General features: G+C 67.7%; 16 protein-coding genes. 10 read left to right on the forward strand and 6 right to left on the reverse strand.

Features of this window, described 5'->3' with window-relative positions:
* Window positions 1-37 precede the first annotated feature (37 nt).
* Complete coding sequence (gene ppk1 / locus J2739_RS05220) at window positions 38-2227, forward strand: polyphosphate kinase 1 (RefSeq protein ID WP_309899241.1); 2190 nt, start codon at window positions 38-40, stop codon at window positions 2225-2227.
* Window positions 2228-2234: 7 nt separating this feature from the next.
* The gene (locus J2739_RS05225; RefSeq protein ID WP_309899242.1) at window positions 2235-2696 is read left to right on the forward strand and encodes a SixA phosphatase family protein; all 462 of its coding nucleotides are present in this window, start codon (window positions 2235-2237) and stop codon (window positions 2694-2696) included.
* A 23-nt stretch (window positions 2697-2719) separates the two neighbouring features.
* Here J2739_RS05225 and J2739_RS05230 read toward each other — a convergent pair whose 3' ends face one another.
* Entirely contained in the window at window positions 2720-4237 is a 1518-nt protein-coding gene (locus J2739_RS05230; protein ID WP_309899244.1) for a Ppx/GppA phosphatase family protein, read from the reverse strand.
* Window positions 4238-4493: 256 nt separating this feature from the next.
* Here J2739_RS05230 and pstS point away from each other — a divergent pair, with 256 nt between their 5' ends.
* The 7 genes from pstS to phoR are packed head-to-tail and all read left to right on the forward strand — an operon-like array spanning window position 4494 to window position 11158.
* The gene (pstS, locus tag J2739_RS05235; protein WP_309899246.1) at window positions 4494-5531 is read left to right on the forward strand and encodes a phosphate ABC transporter substrate-binding protein PstS; all 1038 of its coding nucleotides are present in this window, start codon (window positions 4494-4496) and stop codon (window positions 5529-5531) included.
* 16 nt (window positions 5532-5547) lie between these two features.
* Entirely contained in the window at window positions 5548-6621 is a 1074-nt protein-coding gene (gene pstC, locus J2739_RS05240; protein WP_309899248.1) for a phosphate ABC transporter permease subunit PstC, read from the forward strand.
* 55 nt (window positions 6622-6676) lie between these two features.
* Complete coding sequence (gene pstA / locus J2739_RS05245) at window positions 6677-7561, forward strand: phosphate ABC transporter permease PstA (RefSeq protein WP_309899250.1); 885 nt, start codon at window positions 6677-6679, stop codon at window positions 7559-7561.
* Between the two features lie 5 nt (window positions 7562-7566).
* Window positions 7567-8349 carry a phosphate ABC transporter ATP-binding protein PstB gene (pstB, locus tag J2739_RS05250; RefSeq protein ID WP_309899252.1) on the forward strand — a complete coding sequence of 261 codons (783 nt, stop codon included), beginning with the start codon at window positions 7567-7569 and terminating at the stop codon, window positions 8347-8349.
* 10 nt (window positions 8350-8359) lie between these two features.
* On the forward strand, window positions 8360-9061 hold the full coding sequence (gene phoU / locus J2739_RS05255; RefSeq protein ID WP_309899254.1) for a phosphate signaling complex protein PhoU: 702 nt from the start codon (window positions 8360-8362) through the stop codon (window positions 9059-9061).
* A 14-nt stretch (window positions 9062-9075) separates the two neighbouring features.
* Entirely contained in the window at window positions 9076-9768 is a 693-nt protein-coding gene (gene phoB, locus J2739_RS05260) for a phosphate regulon transcriptional regulator PhoB (RefSeq protein WP_309899256.1), read from the forward strand.
* 40 nt (window positions 9769-9808) lie between these two features.
* Complete coding sequence (gene phoR / locus J2739_RS05265; RefSeq protein ID WP_309899258.1) at window positions 9809-11158, forward strand: phosphate regulon sensor histidine kinase PhoR; 1350 nt, start codon at window positions 9809-9811, stop codon at window positions 11156-11158.
* Between the two features lie 18 nt (window positions 11159-11176).
* Here the strand turns inward: phoR and J2739_RS05270 are convergent, their stop codons facing one another.
* From J2739_RS05270 to J2739_RS05280, 3 genes are all read right to left on the reverse strand, one after another.
* The gene (locus tag J2739_RS05270; protein ID WP_309899261.1) at window positions 11177-12514 is read right to left on the reverse strand and encodes an MATE family efflux transporter; all 1338 of its coding nucleotides are present in this window, start codon (window positions 12512-12514) and stop codon (window positions 11177-11179) included.
* Complete coding sequence (locus J2739_RS05275; RefSeq protein WP_309899262.1) at window positions 12511-14241, reverse strand: hypothetical protein; 1731 nt, start codon at window positions 14239-14241, stop codon at window positions 12511-12513. The genes J2739_RS05270 and J2739_RS05275 overlap by 4 nt, the downstream gene beginning before the upstream one ends.
* An 84-nt stretch (window positions 14242-14325) precedes the next feature.
* Window positions 14326-14592 (reverse strand): type B 50S ribosomal protein L31, encoded by a 267-nt coding sequence (locus J2739_RS05280; protein ID WP_309899264.1) that lies wholly within the window; start codon window positions 14590-14592, stop codon window positions 14326-14328.
* A gap of 140 nt (window positions 14593-14732) precedes the next feature.
* On the opposite strand from J2739_RS05280, the gene J2739_RS05285 reads away from it, so the two are divergent.
* On the forward strand, window positions 14733-15794 hold the full coding sequence (locus J2739_RS05285; protein ID WP_309899266.1) for an oxidoreductase: 1062 nt from the start codon (window positions 14733-14735) through the stop codon (window positions 15792-15794).
* A gap of 96 nt (window positions 15795-15890) precedes the next feature.
* Here the strand turns inward: J2739_RS05285 and rho are convergent, their stop codons facing one another.
* Window positions 15891-17159, reverse strand: coding sequence for a transcription termination factor Rho (rho, locus tag J2739_RS05290; RefSeq protein ID WP_309899268.1), 1269 nt, complete (start codon window positions 17157-17159; stop codon window positions 15891-15893).
* Window positions 17160-17353: 194 nt separating this feature from the next.
* A complete protein-coding gene (gene trxA, locus J2739_RS05295; RefSeq protein WP_309899269.1) occupies window positions 17354-17686 on the reverse strand; it encodes a thioredoxin TrxA in 333 nt (110 codons plus the stop codon).
* Window positions 17687-18598: the final 912 nt, after the last annotated feature.

The following is an 18598-nucleotide window of genomic DNA, read 5'->3' on the forward strand; positions in this document are numbered from 1 at the left end:
TTGTCATGCAAGTGTCACGAAGGCGTTCGACACTGTCATGTTCTCGCTTGCGACCATTCCCGTGCCGGTTGATCCAGACAATTTCGCTTCCCCGCCCGTCCTCGCCGACAGCCCGCCCGTCGTCGTGGAACCCTCGCTGACCCTGCTCGACCGCGACCAAAGCATCCTGGCCTTCAACGAGCGTGTGCTCGACTGGGCCTATCGGCCCGAGGTTCCGCTGATCGAGCGGCTGCGCTATTTGTGCATCGTCTCGTCCAACCTCGACGAGTTCTTCGAAGTCCGGATGGCGCCTCACCTGGCCGCCAACACGGCCGGCGACCGCAAGGGCAACTACACCGTCGAGTCCTTCGCCCGCATGGCCGAGGCGGCGCATGCCCTGGTGGGCCGCCAGTACGCGCTCTACAACAGCGAGCTGATGCCGACCTTCGCGAAAGAGGGCATCCATGTCATCTCGCACGGCGAGCGCAATGCGGCGCAGCGCAAATGGCTGAGCGACTATTACGAGCGCGAGGTGCGGCCGCTGCTGATTCCCGTCGGGCTGGACCCGGCCCATCCCTTCCCGCAGGTCGCGAACAAGTCGCTCAACTTCATCGTGCGCCTGGGCGGCAAGGACGCCTTCGGCCGCGAGAACCCGATCGCCATCGTCAAGGTGCCGCGGGTGCTGCCGCGCATGATCGCGATGCCGGCGCGGGTCTCCGGCGGCAAGAAGCTCTTCGTCGCGCTCTCGAGCATCGTGCGGGCGCATCTGCAGAGCATGTTCCCGGGGCGCGAGGTGGGCGAGTTCTCGCAGTTCCGCGTGACCCGCCATTCCGATCTGGCGGTCGACGAGGAAGACGTCAAGAACCTGCGCACCGCGCTGCGGCAGGGGCTGCAGCACCGCCACTTCGGGCAGGCGGTGCGGCTGGAGGTTTCGGCCAGCTGCGCGGAGTCTCTGGCGAGTTTCCTGCTCGCCCAGTTCAACCTGCCGCCGGAGGCGCTCTACCGGGTGCACGGACCGGTCAACCTGGCGCGGCTGACGCAACTGATCGACCTGCTGGAGGAGCCGCAGCTGCGCTTCGCGCCTTACCAGGCCTCCTACCCGTTCTCGCTGTCGCCGGGGCAGTCCTTCTTCGAACGGCTGCAGGCCGGCGATGCGCTGATCCACCAGCCCTTCGAGAGCTTCGAGGGCGTGCTCGCCTTCCTGCGCGAGGCGGTGCAGGACCCGCAGGTGCTCGCGATCAAGCAGACCATCTACCGCACCGGCGCCGATTCCGAATTGATGGAGCTGCTGCGCGAGGCGGTCCGACGCGGCAAGGAAGTCACGGTCATCGTGGAGCTCAAGGCGCGCTTCGACGAGGAGGCGAACATCAACTGGGCCGAGATGCTCGAGTCGATCGGCGCCCAGGTGGTCTATGGCGTGGTCGGGCTCAAGACCCACGCCAAGATGCTGCTGGTGACACGCCGCGAGGGCAAGCAGATGCGGCGCTACGGCCACCTGTCCACCGGCAACTACAACCCGCGCACCGCGAAGCTCTACACCGACATCAGCCACCTGACGGCCGATCCGCTGCTGACGGCCGATATGGAGGCCGTGTTCGTGCACATGGCCAGCCAGAGCCGGCTGCCCAAGCTCAACCGCATGTGGATGGCGCCCTTCGACCTGCACCGCAACCTGGCCGCGCGCATCGACGCGCTGGGCGCGGCCGCCGCGCGCGGCGCGCCCACGCGCATCGTTGCCAAGATGAATGCGCTGACCGACGAGGCGCTGATCGCCTCCCTGGTCAGCGCGGGCCGCAAGGGCGTGAAGATCGACCTCATCGTGCGCGGCGCTTGCACCCTGCCGGCCCAGGTGCCGGGGCTGACCGGCAACATCCGCGTGCGTTCGGTGATCGGCCGCTTCCTCGAGCATTCGCGGGTCTTCTATTTCCGCGAGGGCGAAGACGAGGCGCTCTATCTGTCGAGCGCCGACTGGATGAACCGCAACATGATGCGTCGCATCGAGCTGGCCTGGCCGGTGACGGACCCCGTGCTTCGCCAGCGCCTGATCGACGAATGCCTGGTGGCGTACCTGCACGACGGGCGCGATGCCTGGGACCTCGGCGCCGATGGCGTCTACCGCCGCGTGCAGCACGACACGCACCAGGGCGAGGAGGGCGCGCCGCGTGCCGTGCAGGCGCACGGCGCGCAGACCGCGCTCATGGTCCGCTACTCGTCGCGCGGCCGCGGCCGGGCCGCCACGCGGGGATGAGAGGCGCATGGACCTGATCTTGTGGCGCCATGCCGAGGCCGAGGACTGGAGCGAAGGCTGCGACGACCTGCAGCGTTCGCTGACCCAGCGCGGCGAGAAGCAGGCCAAGCGCATGGCGAGCTGGCTGGACCGGCAGCTGCCCGAGGGCACACGGGTCGTCTGCAGCCCGGCCCGGCGCTGCGAGCAGACCGTGCTGGCGCTCGGCCGCAAGTACAAGCTGCGCAGTGAGCTCTCGCCCGACACCACGGCCGACGCGCTGCTGGCGGCGGCCGGCTGGCCCAATGGCAAGTCGGTGGTGCTGCTGGTCGGGCACCAGCCCTCGCTGGGCCAGGCGATCTCGCTGCTGCTCGGGCTGAAGCAGGACAGCTGCCCGGTGCGCAAGGGCGCCGTCTGGTGGATCCGCACACGCGAGCGCGACGGCGACATCCAGACCGTGGTGGTGACGGTGCAGTCGCCCGAGCTGATGTAGGCGGCGCGAGCCGCCGTCGTCCTTCAGCAGCCTTCCAGCTGGACCCGCCAAGGGGTTTTCTGCCAGGCCAGCACTTCCTCCCGCAGCAGGTGCGCCGATTGCGGATAGCTCTCGGCCCAGCCGCTGCGGCAGCCGATGACGAAGAAGCGGCTGTCCGCCCGCACGAGGCGAAGGCCATCCAGGTCGGGATCGCGCCGGGCGTGGCACAGGATCACTGCCAGCCGCAGTGCCAGCAGCTGGGGCACGAAGGTTTCGTCGTCCAGCGTGGTCTCCAGCTTGCGCAGCTTGCCGCGCTGGCCCAGCACCAGCTGGCTGAGCCAATGCATCTCGTTGACCGCGAAACCCGGCGCGTCGGTGTTGTCGAGGATGTAGGCGCCGTGCTTGTGATAGTCGCTGTGGGAGATGTGGGTCCCGATCTCGTGCAACTGCGCAGCCCAGCCGATCTTGCGCAGCGCGCGGCCCGCGCGGCTGGTGGTGCTGGCGCCGCGCGAAGCCGGCTCCAGCTGCAGGAACAGCGCCGCGGCCGTCTCGCCGACGCGCCGGACCTGGGCGGTATCGGCCGCAAAGCGGCTGGTCAGGCGCGCGACCGTGCTGACGCGCAGGTCGGCGACGCTCTCGTCGCGCTCCAGCAGCTCGTACAGCACGCCGTGGCGCAGGGCGCCCTGCGCCACCCTCATCTCCTCGATTTCGAGCAGGTCGAAGACGGCGCGCAGCACGCTCACGCCGCCGCCGATGACCGCCTTGCGGTCTTCCCGCATGCCCTCGATGCGCAGGCGGTCCGCATGGCCGGCCTTCAGCAGGCGCTCGAGCAGCCAGTCCAGGCCCTTGCGCGTGATCAGACCCGGCTCGCCGCCGGCAGCCGCCAGCACGTCGCCGACCGCGCCGATGGTGCCCGAGGCGCCGTAGGCAACGTCCCAGCGGTCGGGCACGTAGGTGCCGAGCGCATCGTCCAGGACCGCCTTGGCCGCGACCTCGGCGGCGCGGAAGGCGGCGGTGGTGAACTGGCCTTCGGGAAAATGCTTCATCGACCAGGCGACGCTGCCGACACGGTACGACTCCATCACCTCGGCCTGCAGGCCCCGGCCGATGATCATCTCGGTCGAGCGCCCGCCGATGTCCACCACCAGCCGGCGCTCGCGGGTCGAGGCATCGGTGTGAGGCAGCAGGTGCGCGACGCCCTGGTAGATGAGGCGGGCCTCCTCGCGGCCGGTGATGACGTCGATGCCGAAACCCAGGATGGTGCGCGCGCGCAGCAGAAATTCGTCGCGGTTGCGGGCTTCGCGGAGGGTCTGAGTGGCGACGGCGCGGACCTGCGAGCGCTTGAAGCCTGCCAGCCGTTCGCCGAAGCGGGCGAGGGTGTCCCAGCCGCGCTGCATCGCCTCGGGCGTCAGGTTGCGGGCCGCGTCCAGGCCGTTGCCCTGGCGGACGGTTTCCTTCAGGTACTCGGTGCGGTGGATCTGGCCATGGTCGACACGGCCGATTTCGAGCCTGAAGCTGTTCGAGCCGAGATCGACCGCGGCGAGGCGGGTTCCGTTTTGCATGTTGAGTTAGGACGAGGCCGGGGCCCCGATCGTAGCCGCTCGGTCTCCCCGCGCCGCGTAGGCTGGGGCCGCGCTGCGGAAGGGCTTTCGAGGCTAGGCGTGGCGCATGACGCTTGTGTGACAACGTCACGCACTCCGGCCCCGGAATGCCGATTTCCCTCTGGAGAGCGGTGTCACACCGATGTCACACAAGCTTCCTAGAGTCGCGGGCAAGTCCCCGGCAAGGGGGTTCTTTGCACATCCAGAAGGAAGCTTCATGAAAACGACGTTCAAGTTTGCAGCCGCGGGCCTCATCGCCGCGGCCCTCGCCCATGTCCCCGCTCTTGCCCAGGACGCCACGGGCGCAGGCGCAAGCTTCCCGGCCCCTCTGTATTCCAAGTGGGCCTCCGATTTCAACAAGGCGACCGGCGCCAAGATCAACTACCAGTCGGTCGGTTCCGGCGCGGGCATCAAGCAGATCGATGCCAAGACGGTCGATTTCGGCGCTTCCGATATGCCGCTGACCGATGACGAGCTCAAGGCCAAGGGCCTGCTGCAGTTCCCCACCGTCATCGGCGGCGTGGTTCCCGTGGTCAATATCCAGGGCGTCAAGGCCGGCGAGCTCAAGCTCAGCGGCCAGGTGCTCGGCGACATCTACCTGGGCAAGATCACCAAGTGGAGCGACCCGGCGATCAAGGCGCTCAACGGCTCGCTCGCGCTGCCCGACGCTGCCATCGCCCCGGTGCGCCGCGCCGACGGTTCCGGCACCACCTTCCTGTTCACCAACTACCTGAGCAAGGCCAACCCCGAGTGGAAGAGCAAGGTCGGCGACGGCACCGCCGTCAACTGGCCCACCGGCGCGGGCGGCAAGGGCAACGAAGGCGTCGCGCAGTTCGTCAGCAAGCTGCCCAACTCGATCGGCTACGTCGAGTACGCCTACGTGAAGCAGAACAAGATGGTCTATGCGCAGATGCAGAACGCTGCGGGCAAGTTCGTCTCGCCGGACGACGATGCCTTCAAGGCGGCCGCCGCGGGTGCCGACTGGTCCAAGACCTTCTACCAGGTGCTGACCAATCAATCCGGCGAGCATTCGTGGCCGATCACCGGCGCGACCTTCATCCTGATGCACAAGACGCAGGACAAGCCGGCCCAGGCCGTCACCACGCTCAAGTTCTTCGACTGGGCCTACAAGAACGGCGACAAGACCGCCGCCGACCTCGATTACGTGCCGATGCCCGAAAAGGTGAAGGGCGCGATCGCCATCGCCTGGGGCGAGATCAAGGACGCGTCGGGCAAGCCCGTCGTCGCCAAGTAAAGCGAGCCGGCGCGTCATGAGCAGCACCCCGCTCGAGCACGCGCCGCTTTCGGAGCGACCTGTGTCATCCACCTTCCCTGCTGCCGCGAGCCCCCTCGACCTGCCGGCCGACGGCGGACGCACCACCGCCAGTCCACCCCCTGTCAGGAAGCCGCGCAGCGGCGCCACCGCCGACCGCCTGTTCGGCATGGCCGCCAAGGGCGCCGCGCTGCTGACGCTGGCCATGCTGATCGGCATCCTGCTGTCGCTCCTGGCGGGTGCCTGGCCCGCAATCTCCAAATTCGGCCTCGGCTTTCTCAGCAGCAGCGTATGGGACCCGGTCCAGAACGAGTACGGCGGGCTGGTGATGATCTACGGCACCCTCGCCACCTCGCTGATCGCGCTGGTCATCGCGGTGCCGGTGAGCTTCGGCATCGCGCTGTTCCTGACCGAGATGTCGCCGGCGTGGCTCAAGCGGCCGCTCGGCACCGCGATCGAGCTGCTGGCTGCCGTGCCCTCGATCGTGTACGGCATGTGGGGGCTGCTGGTGTTCGGTCCGATCCTCTCGACCTATGTGCAGCAGCCGCTGCAGAAGGTTTTCGCGGGGGTGCCCTATCTGGGCGCGCTGGTATCGGGTCCGCCGGTGGGGATCGGCATCCTGTCGGCCGGCATCATCCTCGCGATCATGATCATTCCGTTCATCGCGTCGGTGATGCGCGACGTGTTCGAGGTCACGCCGCCGCTCCTCAAGGAGTCGGCCTACGGCCTCGGATCCACCACCTGGGAAGTCGTTTCCAAGGTGGTGCTGCCCTATACCAAAGCCGGCGTCGTCGGCGGGATCATGCTCGGCCTCGGCCGTGCCCTGGGCGAGACCATGGCCGTCACCTTCGTGATCGGCAATACCAACCAGCTGAACTCGCTGTCGGTCTTCGAGGCAGCCAACAGCATCACCTCGGTCCTGGCCAACGAGTTTGCCGAAGCCGGCGCCGGCCTGCACCAGGCCTCGCTGATGTACCTGGGCCTGGTGCTGTTCTTCATCACCTTCGTGGTGCTGTCGCTGTCGAAGCTGCTGCTGCAGCAGATGCAGAAGAGCGAAGGGAAGAAGGCATGAGCCCCCGGACCGCTTCCAAGGCGAATACCGCAGCGCGCAGCGCGGAGGTCACCGAATGAGCACGGCCGAAAAGCTCCTCAGCGCCAAGGCGCTCAATGACACGCGCGCGGCCAAGTTCGCCGGGCGCAAGCGCCTCAATATCGTCGCGCTGTCGCTGTCGCTCGCCGCGATGGCCTTCGGCGTGTTCTGGCTGATCTGGATCCTTTGGGAAACGCTGCGCCTGGGCGTCGGCGGCCTGGCGATCGCCACCTTCACGGAGATGACGCCGCCGCCCAACGAGGCCGGCGGCATCGCCAATGCGATCTTCGGATCGCTGGCGATGGTGCTGCTGGCGACCTTCGTCGGCACGCCGATCGGCATCATGGCCGGCATCTACCTGGCGGAGTACAACCCCAAGGGCTGGCTCGCGAGCGTCACGCGCTTCGTCAACGACATCCTGCTGTCGGCGCCCTCGATCGTGATCGGCCTGTTCGTCTACGCGATCGTGGTGGCGTATTTCAAGTCCTTCTCGGGCCTGGCCGGCGCGCTGGCGCTGGCGCTGATCGTGATTCCCGTCGTGATCCGTACCACCGAGAACATGCTGCAACTTGTCCCGCCCGGCCTGCGCGAGGCAGCCTATGCGCTCGGCGCGCCGAAGTGGAAGGTGATCATGAGCATCACGCTGCGCGCGGCGCGGGCCGGCGTGGTCACGGGGGTGCTGCTGGCGGTCGCGCGCATCGCTGGCGAAACCGCGCCGCTGCTCTTCACCGCGCTCAACAACCAGTTCTGGACCGCCGACATGACGCAGCCGATGGCCAGCCTGCCGGTCACCATCTTCAAGTTCGCGATGAGCCCCTACGAGAACTGGCAGCAGCTGGCCTGGGCCGGCGTGTTCCTGATCACCGTCGCGGTGCTGGCGCTCAACATCCTCGCTCGCGTCTTGACGCGCAACAAACTCTGAACACCATGCCTCCCACCATCGCTGCGCAGCCGTCCCGCGCGAAGATCTCGGTCAAGGACCTGAACTTCTACTATGGCAAGTTCCACGCGCTCAAGAGCATCAACCTCGAGATCCCCGAAAACAAGGTGACCGCCTTCATCGGTCCTTCGGGCTGCGGCAAGTCGACGCTGCTGCGCACCTTCAATCGAATGTTCGAGCTCTACCCCGAGCAGCGCGCCGAGGGCGTGATCGCGCTGGACGGCGAGAACCTGCTGACTTCCAAACAGGATGTGGCGTTGATCCGCGCCAAGGTCGGCATGGTGTTCCAGAAGCCGACGCCGTTCCCGATGTCGATCTACGACAACATCGCCTTCGGCGTGAAGCTGTTCGAGAACCTGAGCGCCTCCGAAATGGACGACCGCGTCGAATGGGCGCTCAAGAAGGCTGCGCTCTGGACCGAGGTGCGCGACAAGCTCCAGCAGAGCGGCTCCGGCCTGTCGGGCGGACAGCAGCAGCGCCTTTGCATCGCGCGCGGCATCGCGATCAAGCCCGAGGTGCTGCTGCTCGACGAGCCCTGCTCGGCACTGGACCCGATCTCGACGGCCAAGATCGAGGAACTGATCGCCGAACTGAAGAACGAATATACAGTCGTCATCGTGACCCATAACATGCAGCAGGCGGCGCGCTGCAGCGACTACACCGCCTACATGTACCTGGGTGACCTGATCGAATTCGGCGCGACCGAGGAGCTGTTCTTCAAGCCGAAGCGCAAGGAGACCGAGGACTACATCACCGGCCGTTTCGGCTGAAAGGATTGTCATGACCGAAAAGCACCTTTCCAGCCAGTTCGACAGCGAACTGAACGCGGTCTCCTCCCGAGTGATGGAGCTCGGCGGCATGGTCGAGTCCCAGATCAGTCAGGCCGTGTACGCCCTGGCGCAGTTCGACACGGACGCGGCCGACCGGGTGATCGAGACCGAAGCGCGCGTCAACGCGATGGAGATCGAGATCGACCGCGAGCTGTCCTCGATCATCGCGCGGCGCCAGCCGACGGCGCGCGACCTGCGGCTGCTGATCGCGATCTCGAAGACCACCGCCAATCTCGAGCGCGTGGGCGACGAGGCCAACAAGATCGCGCGCATGGTCAAGTCGATCATCGAAAGCGGTGCGGCGCGCGCGCTGCCGTCTACCGATCTGCGCGTCGCGGCCGATCTGGCTTCCGGCCTGCTGCGCAAGGCGCTCGACGCTTTTGCGCGCCTGGACACCGCCGCCGCGCTGTCGATCCTCAAGGACGACGACCTGATCGACAAGGAATTCGACGGCTTCGTGCGCAAGCTGGTCACGTACATGATGGAAGATCCCCGTACCATCTCGGCGAGCCTCGACCTGCTGTTCCTGGCCAAGGCCATCGAGCGCATCGGCGACCATGCGAAGAACATCGCCGAGTTCATCATCTACATCGTCAAGGGTGCCGATGTGCGGCATACCTCGATGCAGGACATCGAATCCGCTCTCCAATAGGCTGCCATCGCTCAATGAAGAAACCCCGCGTCCTGATCGTCGAAGACGAGTCCTCGATCGCCGAGCTGATCGCCGTCAACCTGCGCCACAACGGCTTCGAGCCGATCTGGGCCGAGGACGGCGACGCGGCGCAGCGCGAGATCGACGCCTGTCTGCCCGACCTGGTGCTGCTCGACTGGATGCTGCCGGGCCAGAGCGGCCTGCAGCTGGCGCGCCAGTGGCGCAAGGACGCGCGCACCAAGAACCTACCGATCCTCATGCTGACTGCGCGCGGCGACGAACCCGACAAGGTCGCCGGACTGGACGCCGGGGCGGACGACTACATCACCAAGCCTTTCTCCACCCAGGAGATGCTGGCGCGCATCCGCGCCGTGCTGCGCCGCCGCGCGCCGGAGGTGGTGACCGAGCGCGTCGAGATCGGCGAACTGGCCCTCGACACCGCGACGCACCGCGTGACGTGGCAGGGCATGCCCCTGAAGGTGGGGCCGACCGAGTTCAAGCTGCTGGGTTATCTCATGCAGCATGCCGAACGCGTTCACAGCCGCGCCCAGCTGCTGGACAAGGTGTGGGGCGATCATGTCTACATCGAGGAGCGCACGGTCGACGTGCACGTCAAGCGCCTGCGCGAATCGCTCGGCCCCGCGGCGCCGATGGTCGAGACCGTGCGCGGCGCGGGTTACAGGCTGACGTCCCAGGCCACGGTGTGAAGGGCTCGCCGGCGGAGACCGCGCGGCACAATGGGCGGGCATGCCGTTTCGTATCGCAACTTTTCTGACAGCCTCGTTTCTGGGGGGCGCCGTGGTCGCGGTGGTAGCCGGACTCCACTACCTGTGGCTGGGCGCTTGGCTGGGCGCATGGCTCTGGTTCGGGCTCGATGCCTGGCGCGCACAGCGGCTGCTGCACGTGCTGCGCAACGACGCCAACGGCCTGCCGTCGCGGGGGGCCGGCGTCTGGGGTGAGATGGCCGAGCGCATCCGCAAGCTGCTGCGAACGCGCGAGCAGCAGGCCCGACAGGCCGAGGACCGGCTGCAGGAGTTTCTGGCCGCCATCCAGGCTTCGCCCAACGGCGTGGTGCTGCTCGACGAGCAGGGCCGCATCGAATGGTGCAACCAGACCGCGGCCGGGCAATTCGGGATCGATGCCGAGCGCGACCTGCTTCAGCATCTTTCGAACCTGGTGCGCGATCCCGCCTTCGTGGCGTACCTGGCCTCCTGGAATTACAGCCGCGACGTGGTCATCGACGCACCCTCGCAGATCCAGGCCCATCGCGGCCATCCGGTGCGCCTGTCGGTGCAGGTGCATCCGTATGCCGGCAACCGCCGCATGCTGCTGACGCGCGACATCACCTCGCTCGAACAGGCCGAGGCGATGCGGCGCGACTTCGTCGCCAACGTCTCGCACGAGATCCGCACTCCGCTCACGGTGCTCGCCGGATTCGTCGAGACGCTGCAGACCCTGCCGCTCGATGCCGAGGAGCGGTCGCGCTACCTGCAGCTGATGGGGCAGCAGTCGCATCGCATGGAGACGCTGGTCAACGACCTGCTGACCTTGTCGCGCCTGGAAGGCAGCGCCGCCCCGCCCGTCAACCGCTGGACCCGCGTGCGGGCGCTGATGGCGCAGTGCGAGGACGAAGGGCGCGGCCTGTCGAGCCGGCTGGCTGCGCAGGGGCACAAACTGAGCTTCGCGCTGGAAGCGGATTCCGAGATCGCCGGCGCGGCCACCGAGCTGCAGAGCGCGATGTCCAACCTGTTGAGCAATGCCATCCGCTACACGCCCGGCGGCAGCGAGGTGGCGGTCAGCTGGCGCCTTCTGCCCGACGGCCGTGGCGAGTACGCGGTGCGCGACAGCGGCCCGGGCATCGCGGCCGAGCACATCCCGCGCCTGACCGAGCGCTTCTACCGCATCGACCGCAGCCGCTCGCGCGAGACCGGCGGCACCGGGCTGGGGTTGGCGATCGTGAAGCACGTGGCGCAGCGCCACGGCGCGGAGCTGCGCATCGAGAGCACGGTCGGCAAGGGATCGCGCTTCGCACTGGTGTTCCCGGTGACGCGCCTGCGGCAGGCCGCGGTGCCGGCGCCGTCGCTCGAAAAGGCGTGAGCGGGGCCGCTCTGTCGTTCAACGCTTCTTGAGCGTCGACGAGAGCAGCGCCAGCAGCAGCGCGGCCGCCATCACCAGGGCGAGCGCGCTCATCAGCCAGAAAGCCAGCGGCGACTGCATGGCCGGCCAGGGCCCGATGCCGCGATAGGCCAGCACGTAGCTGCCGCCCAGTCCCACGCCCCAGAGCAGCGTGCAGTACAGCACCAGCGGCATCACCGTCACCCGGTAGCAGCGCAGCACGAAGACGCACAGTGTCTGCACGGCATCGGCCAGGTGGTAGGCGGCGGTGGCCAGCAGCAGCGTGGCGCCGAGCGCCACCACCGCAGGATTGGCGGAATAGATGGCGGCCAGCCGCCAGCGCAGCAGCGCCATGGCGGCGGCAAACAGCAGAGCGCCGAAGACGGCCAGCTCGAAGCCTCGCGCAAAGGCGCGGCGCGCCAGCATGGCGTCGCCGGCGCCCAGCCAGAAGCTGACGCGCGCGCTGGTGGCGATGGCGAGCGACAGCGGGACCATGTAGGCGACGGCAGTGAGGTTCGATGCGATCTGGTGGGCCGCCGACGCGGCGGTGCCGAGGCGCGCGATGAACAGCGCCATCAGCGTGAAGGAGGTGACCTCCACCAGCACGGCGAGACCGGCCGGAACGCCAAGGCGGGCGAACTGGCGGAGCTGGCGCCATTCGGGCGCCTCGATGCGGCGCCAGATGTGGTAGTCGCGGTAGAAGGTCTGGCTGCGCAGCAGCCATGCCGCGCAGGCGAGCATGGCCCAGTTCACCGCCAGCGTGGCCCAGCCACAGCCCACCAGGCCCAGCGCCGGCAGGCCGAAGCCGCCGAAGGTGAACCAGATCGACAGCACCAGCTTCGGCGCGAGCGCGGTCAGCTGAAGCCAGGTCACCAGCTGCGGCTTGCCCAGGCTCTGGTTGAGCGTGCTGAACACGCGAAACAGCAAAGCCGGCGGGAGCGCGAAGGCCAGGACCTGCAGATAGGCCTCGACATCGGCACGCATGGCCTGCGGCACCTCGGCCCAGCGCAGCATCGGTGCAGGGAAGAGCAGGATCGCCATGCCGAGTGCGATCGCGATGCCGCAGAGGTAGAGCGCCTGGCGCACGGAGCGGCCGACCTCGTCCGTGCGCTGAGCGCCGTGCAGCTCGGCCCAGACCGGCAGCAGGGCCTGCAGCATTCCCAGCAGCGAAACGTAGACGCTGACGAAGACGGCCGAACCCACCGACAGCGCCGCCAGGGCGCCCTCGGCATAGCGGCCGGCCACGATGGTGTCGGTCACGCCAAAGGCCATCACGGCCAGCTGGCCGGCCAGCACGGTGGCCGCGTGGCGCGCGATGACTCGCCGTTCGCTGCTCAAGGCGCGGTTCTTTGGTAGAGGAGCAGGTCGTCGCTGGGACTGGTGGGGCGGCGCAGTGTCCCGATGAGACGCCAGCCCTCGAGGTTGACCAGCGTATGAAGGCGCTCGATGGCCTCAGGGCTCACCAACAGCCAGGGGCAGCTCGGGCCGCCCAGCAGCGGCTGCAGGTTGATCTGCCCGTGGTGGCGCAGGGCCGCAATGTGGGCCCGGCCCAGCGCCAGCTCGGAGACGCAGCTCGGCTGGCCGACCCGCTCGGTGATGGCGCGCACCTGCGGCGCATAGCTGCGGGTGTAGTCCAGCACCGGCAGCCACAGCGTCATCACCAGCATCCAGCACAGGGCAGCGCCGCCGGCCGGCAGCACCAGGGTCTTCCACAGGGCCGCGCGGTGCCGGCCGGTGCGCCAGCGCACCAGCCACGCCCAGGCCAGTGTGGCGGCGATGGCGAAGAGCAGTGCCGTGGCCGAGAAATGGGGAACGAAGCCGGGGGCCAGCTTCGCGACGTTGGCGGCCGTCTTCGCCGGGAAGCCGGTCTGCATCGCGACCCAGATCACCCAGAAGACGATGGCCCAGATGCTGAAGAAGAGCAGCGTGAACCAGTCGATCAGCGCGGCGACACTGCGCCTGAAGGTCGGCAGGGCGAAGGCCGCCAGCGTCGCGAAGGCCGGCAGGGCGAGCAGCAGCGAGCGCTCCGAGAAATTGGTGGTCCAGGTGGCGGCCAGCGGCACCAGCGCGAACCACAGCGGCAGGGCGACGTGGCGGGCGGTCAACTGCCGCCGCCAGCGCCAGAGGGTCCACAGCGCGAGCGGCCAGGCGGGCCAGGTGAACCACAGCAACAGCCTGGCCTGGCTTCGCAGCTCGCCCCAGACGCGCGTGCCGGGCTGGCTGCCCGGCATTTCGATCTTCCATTGCAGCAGGCCGAGCGCGGCGGCCAGCAGCCCGGCCATCAGGGTGGCGCCGAAGATGGTGCCGATCGCGGCCGCGGAGTAGGTGGGCTCGTCGGCGGACGTTTCTTCGCTCGCGCGACGCCGCCTTTCAAGGGCCAGGAAGATCACGCAGCCGAGTCCCAGGGCCAACCCGACGGTGGGACCGCCGCTGAGCGTCATGCCGGCCGCGCCGACGACCAGGGCGATGATCGGGCCGACGCGGTGGTAGGGCAGGGCCACGATGCCGTAGAACAGCTGCGAAGTGAAGAAGAGCTGCGCCAGCGCCGGCGTGGTCTCGTGCCCCAGCTGGGCCAGGCCCAGGCAGGCGATCAGCGCCAGCAGTGCGCCGTCGGCGATGGCACGGGCGTAATCGGTGGGGCGCGCCTCGCCGCCGAAGGCAAAGGCCACGGGCTGCGCCTGGGTGGTGCGAGCGAGGTAGTACACCGCGTACCAGGTGGCTGCAAAGCTGCCCCAGAGCAGCAGCGCGAAGGCGATGCGGACGGCGAGATCGGGATGCACCCAGGCGGGCGCGATCTTGATGGCCCAGGCGCCGATCCAGTAGGGGATCAGCGCCGGCGTTTCGGGCCGCAGGCCCAGCAGTGTCGGATCGAGCCAGCGCGCCAGCCCCTCGGTGCTGCGCGCCAGCTCGGCCATGTAGCCGAAGGAGACGAGGTCCGCGCTCTTCCAGGGACCTCGCCCGATCAGGCCGGGCATCAGGTAGGCCGCACACAGCAGGATGAGGGCGATGCGCGGCAGGCGCCGCACGGCGCTCTGGGCAACGATCGCTGGCGTCGGCTGGTTCAACGGGAAGAGTGTCGGGTGAAGGAGGGCGAAAAGAAAAAGGGCAGCGCGGTAAACCGGGCTGCCCTCGACTCGGAAGCGCCTGCCTTACTTGGAGGCGGCACCGCCGGTCTTGCCGAAACGGTTGCGGAACTTCTCGACGCGGCCGCCCATGTTGTCCACCGACTTCTGGGTGCCGGTGTAGAAAGGATGCGATTCGCTGGAGGTGTCGAGCTTGAAGAGCGGCAGCTCGCGGCCGTCCTCGGTCTTGCCCATTTCCTTGGTGTTCACGCAGGAACGGGTGACGAACTTGAAGCCGTTCGACAGGTCGACGAACAGGACTTCGCGGTAGTTCGGGTGAATGCCTTCTTTCATGGTGTTTTCCTTGGTCGATGCGAGAGCCACACGCTTGAACGCAACATTGCTCGTTCGTCCGGCAGGTGCCGGGCTGCACTTTTCGCGAAGCCCTCAATTATCGCATACTGGGCGTTTTGGGCGCCAGCGCCTTTTTCGCCATGAATTCAAGCTCCTTGCGCGCCGGCCTGGTCGGCTTCGGTTTCGCCGGCCAGACCTTCCACGCGCCCGTGCTCTCGGCCGTGCCTGGTCTCCAACTGGGCGCGGTGGCCAGCTCCCAGCCCCACAAGGTCCATGCGGAATGGCCGGGCGTCGACGTGGTGCCGGACGTGGATGCGCTGCTGGGCAGAGCCGATATCGACCTCGTCGTGGTCGCCACGCCCAATGCGCAGCACCATCCGGTGGCCAAGGCAGCGCTGGCCGCGGGCAAGCATGTGGTGGTCGACAAGCCCTTCACGCTCGATGCCGCCCAGGCGCGCGAGCTCGCGGCATTGGCACAGCGCCAGGGGCGGCTGCTGTCGGTGTACCAGAACCGCCGCTTCGATTCGGACTTCCTGACGCTGAAGCAACTGCTCGCCGGCGGCCAGCTGGGCAGGCCGGTGTACTTCGAATCGCACTTCGACCGTTTCAGGCCCCAGGTGCGCGAGCGGTGGCGCGAGCAGCCGGTGCCGGGCGCCGGCCTCTGGGTCGACCTGGGCTCGCACCTGCTCGACCAGACCGTGCAACTCTTCGGGCGGCCCGACACGCTGCAGCTCGACACCGCCGCCCTGCGTGACGGAGCGTTGGTCGAGGACTACTTCCATGCCGTGCTGCGCTACGAGACCGGGCCGCATGCGCCGCTGCGCGTGGTGCTGCATGCGACCACGCTGGCCGTCCATGCCGCGCCGCGCTACATCGTGCACGGCACGGGCGGCAGCTATGTGAAGCGCGGCGTCGATCCGCAGGAGGACGCGTTGCGCGCGGGCGGAAAGCCGGGTGGCGAAGGGTGGGGCGCCGACGACCTGGATGGCGAGCTGATCCTGCCGTCCGACGACGGCCAGGCCCGGTCGAGCAGAGTGCCGACGCAAGCCGGCAACTATGTGGCGTACTACGCCGCGGTGCGCGACGCGATCCTCGGCAAGGGCGAGAACCCCGTTTCCCCCGAGCAGGCGGTCGAACTCATGGAATTGTTGGACCTCGGCCGCCAGAGCGCAGCCGAAGGCCGCGCCCTCCCGACGCGCTGATCAGGCGTCGGGACAAGCGTAGCGAGGCCTGTTCACAAGAAACACAGCGGGCCGGCTTTGCCGGGCTGCTGGTCCGGGAAAGGGCAAGGCGCGCGCCTAGCCTCCCCCGCGGCGCATCATGTCGAAGAACTCGACGTTGGTCTTGGTCGCCCTCATGTTCTTCAGCATGAGTTCCATCGCCTCGATCTCGTCCATGTTGTACATGAGCTGGCGCAGGATGCGGGTCTTCTGCAGGATCTCGGGCGGCAGCAGCAGCTCTTCGCGGCGGGTGCCGCTGCGGTTGAGCTGGATCGAGGGAAAGACGCGCTTCTCGTAAAGCCGGCGGTCGAGGTGGATTTCGGAGTTGCCCGTGCCCTTGAACTCTTCGAAGATCACCTCGTCCATGCGGCTGCCGGTGTCGATCAGCGCGGTGCCGATGATGGTCAGCGAGCCGCCTTCCTCCACGTTGCGCGCGGCGCCCAGGAAGCGCTTGGGGCGCTGCAATGCATTGGAGTCCACGCCGCCGGTCAGAACCTTGCCGGAAGAGGGCACGACGTTGTTGTAGGCGCGGGCCAGGCGGGTGATCGAGTCCAGCAGGATCACCACGTCCTTCTTCAGTTCGACCAGGCGCTTGGCACGCTCGATCACCATCTCGGCCACGTGTACGTGGCGCGCAGCCGGCTCGTCGAAGGTCGAGGCAATGACCTCGCCCTTCACCGTGCGCTGCATCTCGGTCACTTCCTCGGGCCGCTCGTCGACGAGCAGCACCATCATGTGGACCTCGGGGTAATTGGCGCTGATCGCATGCGCCATGTGCTGCATCATCACCGTCTTGCCGCTCTTGGGCGGCGCCACCAGCAGGGCGCGCTGGCCTTTGCCGATGGGCGCGATGATGTCGATGATGCGGCCGGTGATGTTCTCGTCGCCCTTGAAGTTGTCGCGCTCCAGGCGCATCAGCTCCTTGGGGAACAGCGGCGTGAGATTCTCGAACATCACCTTGTGCTTGTTCGCCTCGGGCGCGCCGCCGTTGACCTTGTCCAGCTTGGTCAGCGCGAAGTAGCGCTCGCCGTCCTTGGGTATGCGCACCTCGCCCTCGATCAGGTCGCCGGTGTGCAGGTTGAAGCGCCGCACCTGGCTGGGGCTGATGTAGATGTCGTCGGTGCTGGCGGTGAAGCTGGTGTCCGGGCTGCGCAGGAAGCCGAAGCCGTCCGGCAGGATCTCGAGCACGCCGTCAGCGAAGACCTGCTCGCCCGCCTTTGCACGCTTCTTGATGATCGCGAACATCAGCTCCTGCTTGCGCATGCGGCCGGTGTTTTCGATCTCCAGTGCTTCAGCCTGCTTGAAGACTTCAGACACGTGGAGTGCCTTGAGTTCGTTTAAGTGCATGGAACAACCCCGTGCGGGGAAACTGTCGGAAAGAACCAGGGGGGAGGTTTGAGGAGAGGCGAGGAGGCCTCACAAACCGGGGAACTCGAACCGGCTGCCAAGAAAGAAGAGCCGGTGAACTGCGAAGATTATGACAGGAAAAACGACAAGGGCTGCCAGCGCATTGCACGCCGGCAGGCCCGAAGACGAAGAACTCAGGCGAGCTGCTGGTCGATGAAGGCCGTCAGCTGGGCCTTGCTCATCGCGCCGACCTTGGTCGCAGCCAGCTGGCCGTCCTTGAACAGCATCAGCGTCGGGATGCCGCGAATGCCGAACTTGGCGGGGATGTCGCGGTTCTCGTCGACGTTCATCTTGGCGACCTGCAGCTTGCCCTCGTAGGCGCTGGAGACTTCGTCGAGGATGGGGGCAATCATCTTGCAGGGGCCGCACCACTCGGCCCAGTAGTCCACGAGCACGGGTTTGCCGGACTTGAGCACGTCGGCTTCGAAGGAAGAGTCGGAGATGTGTTTGATGAGTTCGCTGGCCATGGGATGGGTCCTTCTGCGCTGGATGATGGTGCAGCTAAAGTGCGGGCCATTGTGACAGAAACCAAGTGATGGCGTGGTCAGCGCGCACGCTATGGCCCCGATAGCCAAGCCCTACAAGATCCCCCCATGAACCCTTCCGAGCGCCACCCGGCGCATGCTCTTTGGTGCGACCCGAACGAAGGCCTGGTCGCCCGCATCGCGCGCCTGCTGTCCGAGCGCGGGCTGCACCCCGCGCGCACCGTGGTGCTGGTGCCCTATGCGCAGCTCATGCAGGCGGCGCGTGGCATGTGGGCCGGCTGTGGTGCGCCGGGCTTCGCGCCGCGCTTCGAAACCACGCGCAACTGGGCGCGCAGCGTGGGCGGCTTCGTGCCCGGCGCCGACGACATTGCCTTCGATATGGCGCGCGACCTGCTCACCGCGCAATCGCTGCTGGCCCGCGCCGGCTTCGCCGCAGCCCGCAATGCCCTGGCGGGGCGAGTGGTCGAGATTGCCTTGCAGCTCGCGCCCCTCGCCGCATCCGAGGCGCCGGACGAGCGTACGGCCTGGGCCCAGCGGGTGCGCGAGGCCCTGGTGGCGGGCCGCGGCTCGGAGTGGTTCGACACCGAGAGCGCACTCAACGGCATCGCGCTGGCCTGGGCTGCCAGCTCGGCCTACGCAACCGATGTGCTGCTCGCCGGCGGCGCGCTCGAGCGGGTCGACCAGCTCATCGTTCTCGAAGGGCTACAGAGCGATCCACTGGCCAACAAGCTCGCGGCCTTGTTCGGCGAGCGTGCGCTGCGCCTGCCGCTGGCGACGCAGGCCGCGGCTGCCTGCATCGCGGACCTGCATCCTTGCGATGACCCGGAGGACGAAGCCCAGCGCGCCGCCGCCTGCGTGCTGCGCCATCTGGCCGAGGGCCGCGCGCCGGTGGCG

It is taken from the genome of Variovorax soli (genome assembly GCF_031454625.1).
In the GTDB taxonomy this organism is placed as follows: Bacteria; Pseudomonadota; Gammaproteobacteria; order Burkholderiales; family Burkholderiaceae_C; genus Variovorax; species Variovorax soli_A.